Source organism: Bacteroidota bacterium (genome assembly GCA_018816945.1).
Lineage (GTDB): Bacteria > Bacteroidota > Bacteroidia > Bacteroidales.
The window spans coordinates 1-4,806 of sequence record JAHIVC010000033.1 but is presented as its reverse complement, the minus strand read 5'-3'; the positions used below and the strand labels follow the sequence as shown (position 1 = coordinate 4,806).

The 4,806-nt window shown below is 39.1% G+C and carries 6 protein-coding genes; 1 reads left to right on the top strand and 5 read right to left on the bottom strand.

The annotated features are described in order from the left end of the window. The 4 genes from KKG99_06345 to KKG99_06330 all read right to left on the bottom strand — a co-directional run. The coding region (locus KKG99_06345; protein MBU1012605.1) for a hypothetical protein at positions 1-180 on the bottom strand (180 nt) is incomplete at its 3' end. Positions 181-340: 160 nt separating this feature from the next. After that, a complete protein-coding gene (greB, locus tag KKG99_06340) occupies positions 341-853 on the bottom strand; it encodes a transcription elongation factor GreB (protein MBU1012604.1) in 513 nt (170 codons plus the stop codon). A 227-nt stretch (positions 854-1,080) separates the two neighbouring features. Then, positions 1,081-2,409, bottom strand: coding sequence for a Fic family protein (locus KKG99_06335; protein MBU1012603.1), 1,329 nt, complete (start codon positions 2,407-2,409; stop codon positions 1,081-1,083). A gap of 254 nt (positions 2,410-2,663) precedes the next feature. Continuing rightward, positions 2,664-3,173 carry a GIY-YIG nuclease family protein gene (locus tag KKG99_06330; protein ID MBU1012602.1) on the bottom strand — a complete coding sequence of 170 codons (510 nt, stop codon included), beginning with the start codon at positions 3,171-3,173 and terminating at the stop codon, positions 2,664-2,666. A gap of 201 nt (positions 3,174-3,374) precedes the next feature. On the opposite strand from KKG99_06330, the gene KKG99_06325 reads away from it, so the two are divergent. Further along, positions 3,375-3,572 (top strand): hypothetical protein, encoded by a 198-nt coding sequence (locus KKG99_06325; GenBank protein MBU1012601.1) that lies wholly within the window; start codon positions 3,375-3,377, stop codon positions 3,570-3,572. Positions 3,573-3,794: 222 nt separating this feature from the next. On the opposite strand, the gene KKG99_06320 is transcribed toward KKG99_06325, so the two are convergent. Continuing rightward, positions 3,795-4,806 (bottom strand): MFS transporter (locus KKG99_06320; GenBank protein ID MBU1012600.1); only part of this gene is annotated, 1,012 nt, incomplete at its 5' end.

Genomic DNA, 4,806 nt, shown 5'->3' with positions numbered 1-4,806 from the left:
ACCGGCTACGGTTCCCACAGGTGTTTTGGTCCCTTCAATGATCACTTGTTTCACAGATTCAACGGTCCCCGCCACCACGGTCTGGGACTTTTGGGCCTGGTCCCTTGAATAAACATCTCCCGACTTACTGGAAACGCATCCAAAAATAAGCATTACCGTGATACCTGCAAGGAAAACCATTTTTATGGTGCTGCCAAATTGTTTCATCATATCATCCTTCTTATAAATTGTCATTTAATCCTTTTATTCTTAGGGTATATGAAGTAAACATTAAGTTTCCAAAGTCAAGTTTCCGGCGGGTGAATATCAATATGCCTGAAAAGGCATTCTGGAGAACAATTTATGATGATTGTTTTTCAAAATAACGAATTTTCAATATATAAAAAACTTTCACTCCCTTTGGAGCAGAAATCTTGATTTTATCCTCCACTCGTTTTCCTAACAATGCTTTACCTAAAGGCGAATCCATACTAAGTTTTCCATCAACAACATTGAACTCATCGGGTCCAACGATACGATATTCGACCTCTTCTCCTTCTTCATCCTCGAGGGTAACGAAAGCACCAAAATAAACTATATCCTGATCATCAGGAATACGATCGACCACAATTATCCCGTCGAGACGGTTCGTTAAAAATCGAATCTTGCTATCAATTTCACGTAAGCGTTTCTTGCCATAAATGTATTCGGCATTTTCACTACGATCACCTTGTGCGGCAGCTTTCGCAACTCTCTCGGTCACATGTGGTCGCTCAACTTTCCACAAGTACTGAAGCACTTCAGTTAATTTTCGTGCACCTTCCGGGGTGATATATTTGGAACCTTTTTTTATCGGAGGACGCCATCTACCCATTTTAAACTCTCAGTATTTTAAGGACTATTTTATCCGGGGTCAGCTTTTTGAAGAGGAACGAACTGATCAATAATAAATGAATTGAATAGTCTCACTACACAACAATTCCCTAACGAATAAGGATAAGCTTTGGTCTATTTGCAATATGTTTACCAGTTTTTTTTCTGTATAACTCAGATTGGCAGATAACGTTCAACAACTACCAAAAAAGAATGGGAGTTGCAATATCATCCTTTTAAAAAAAATTTATTATCCATCTCTTTTTGAACGAGCGCAGCTAAAAAATTAGAAAATGGTTCTATATTGGTCCTCACGCTCGCTTCTTCAAGGGTCTCCATATAATCACTACGGGCTTTAGGTGGGATTACGGTCCACGGGTAACCGCCACCGGCGAACATGGTATTCATCAGAAACCTTCCCATTCGCCCATTCCCGTCAGGATAAGGGTGAATATATACAAAGAAAAAATGGCCTAACACAGCCCTTACAGCAGGTTCTTCTTCATCTTTTAAAAGCGAAAAGAACGCAGGCATAAGATCTCGAACTGTTTCATAACGAGGCGGTACATGTGTTGATTTTTTAATATAAACTGGGCAGTTGCGATAACCGGCAAGATCGGTTGTTGCCATAAGACCCGCACCTACGCTTGGCGCAAATAACTCTCTATACCATGTAGCATGGTCATTGTGTGCCACTTCACCGGGGGAATTATTATTTAATATTTTCTCCAAGCTTTCCTTTACTGTTTGGAAAGCTTGCCAGTAACCACGAGCTGCCAAGGCATCTGGGTATTCTTTATCCTTGGGGTTGATTTCCGGGTCCCAATCACCTGAACGGACTTTTTCAATAAGATCATCACTCACACGATATCCTTCAATAGAAAGTGAATGATAGGCATCTGTCACATATATGTCATCGACATTTTTAATGTATTCATCAGTATCTTGAGGTAATAAGGGGGGGGACGGAAAGTTTTTCAGGACAACGTCTCGCATTTCTGCCCAGTTCATCTGCATCCGGTTTACATATGGAGATCGTTCACGATCACTAAAAAGGATGGTAGAGTTTTCTTCAAAGGGATCGCATTCTGTCGAATTATATCCGGCTGTATTCATTGTTGCAATGATATTTTCAGCAATGGTATCTTTCCCAATATTTCGAAAAGCTCCGGCAATCCTGCCAGCTATTGTGCTGTGTCCACCCTCAAGAAGTTTGTGTAGGATTTCGGAAGCATCAGGGATCATGGATAGCGCAGCACGGGCATCTGTGGCATTATTTAAATAAAAGCCAGGGGAACATGAGATTAGGGCAGCAGGCAAAGTCATGATCTGTAAATTTTCTTTGCTTTCCAAATTGTTCTTGCCTGGTAATTTCAGCCGAACATCCATCAAAGAAGTTTCATACAAAAGAGCCGTTGGTTTATTGCCTCCTATTCTTAAGGAGGGTTCCCGGTGTGTGCGTGTCATATTGTTTGTATGAATTGCAACAATCCTTTTATCCTGAAGTCCCTTTAGAACAGCGAGAGATTGTGCAAATTTGTCTTGTGACGTTGGCATTATTTTGGCCTATATCGATAAATGTATGACTTGTCTTTTTAGGTTATCGTGTCAAATTATTTTTAGGTTTTTGTGTAATATAAATATAAAAAGGAATTCCGTGGGTTTCCATGATTTTAAAACTCAAAAATTCTCGCATGATTGGCATCAACTTTAATCCAGATTTCCGGTGATGTATTATTTTGGTATCCTAAACTATTCCAGGCTCCGAATAGTCCACCTTCGGATAATTGTTGAGTGTTGATTTTTGCATTTTAGGGGTTTTGAATGGTCAGCTTGAATATTCTGGGGAGTGATATTGAATCAAATTTCAAATCGGATAAAAATTGGGATCTGACCATTCGAACATAACTATTCTTACAAAGATATTTCTGAGATTTTTTTAAGATTGCCATGGATTTAAAGTACAATAAATGAGATTCACATGAGCAATCTGAACAACCAAAGCCAAGGATTTTATTTGATGCAGTTTCTCCAAGTGCCGTTGCCCAATCATGTTCAAATCTTGCCCCATGTTCAGACACCCAGACTTCTTTAACAACTGGATTTAGAAAATCAATGTGCCAGTGATAGCTCTTTTTAGGTTCGATATGATGTTTTACCCGGCTTTTTAAACCACCAGGGCCAAATGCGCTACCGACATAAGCATAATATCCCCGTTTAAACTTATACTTACCAAGTGCACCTATTTGGATACTTTTACCCTTATCCATATACAGAATAATTATATAAGTTCCTTTGCCATCGTGGTCATCAGTTCTCATATGCTACCATTAAAAGTGTTTTGTTCAATTCCAAAAGGGATTTAAAATCCTATAATTTTTCACATCTATTCACAATGTTTTTCAACAAAATTTTGATGACGTATATTTTTTTCAAACAAAGTACATTTATACTGGTCAACTCAAGGTTTCAGTATTAGTATAAAGATATTGCTGCCAAACAATACTAAAAGGAGAATGTAAATGACTGAAAAAAAATACCAACAAGTCTGTAATTGCAAAAACTGCGGAAACGAAGCAGAAATGGAAATTACCTGCCAGTGGATTGAAGTGGAAAAAGCCGAGAAAAAAAAGAAAGTCTCAAAAGCCCCCCAGAAAGTCAAGGGTACCGGTACATGCACCAACTGCGGTAACGAGGCTGAAGCATGGGTGGACCTTTAAACCGCCTTCTATCGTGTTTCATGGATGCTACATCTCTGGTTCAATAATGTAATCTGACAAACTGCTTTAACCACCAATTCAGGGTATCCCTGGTTGCGCTCAATCAATGATGGCAAACCATCAAGGAGATTCAAGGTATGCGGAAATGATACTTGGGTGAAATTCATCTATATGGGACAAGGCATTTTTAAATGAATCAATTCCCCGGTAAATAATATGTTTTTAATCTATTCCATTCTTTTTTGGATTTTCGGGTAAACTCATGGCGATTGCAAAAAATAATATCGGCAAGCAGGCAACGGTTGCAATTGCGACCCAAATACCATAAATGTCTGCAATTTTTCCAATTACCGGAGTGGCAGCACCTCCGATAGAAATAGCAACCCCAAGTGTAATACCTGATGACAATCCTACTCGGTTTGGAAGATAATTTTGCCCCATTACAATTGAAGGGCTGTAAGTGGCATACAATATGAACCCGATGGGAACCATTAATAATAAAGCAAGTTGAACATTATTAATGAAAATAAAAATTGGAAGGAATAGGGTTAATCCCAAAAAACCTAATAGAATCACCTTTTTTTGTCCCAAACGATCTGCCAATTTTCCGCCGATTAGATTTCCGAATATACCAGACCCTGCAAAAATCGTGAGAGCCAGTGATCCAACCACTTTTGACTGATGAAGGTGATTGATCCAATAAATTGGAATAAAGGTATTTAGCCCATAAAAAATTATTGATCGACCAATGATAACAATAGTCAGTCGTATAAACGCCCACCAATTCTCTTCTTCAAATTGAGACTCAGATCCTTTCTTCTGATCATTTTTGATTGCCGTAAGTGACTTTAACTTCGAAAATTGAGTTGTCATAAATATAGCCATGATCGAAACGGGTAAAATAAGTATAAGCGTACCTCTCAAGCCCCATTGAAGAAGTGATGCTGTGATTAAAAGGGGGCCAACAGCGAACCCGATAGTTCCTCCAACTCCGAAAATACTCATGGCCGTATTTTTTTGATTTCCAGCAGCAAAGTTTACCAACCTGGCGGCTTCCGGATGGTATGCAGCAATCCCTATTCCACTGATAATCGCCAGCATCATTATTAATTGATAGTTCTTGCATAACCCCGTCATCCCAAGCCCGAAACCCGCTAAAAGCATACCAATAGATAACAACCAGGGTTTTGAGAATTTATCAGCAGCGTAGCCGAATAATGGCTGAATAATACTT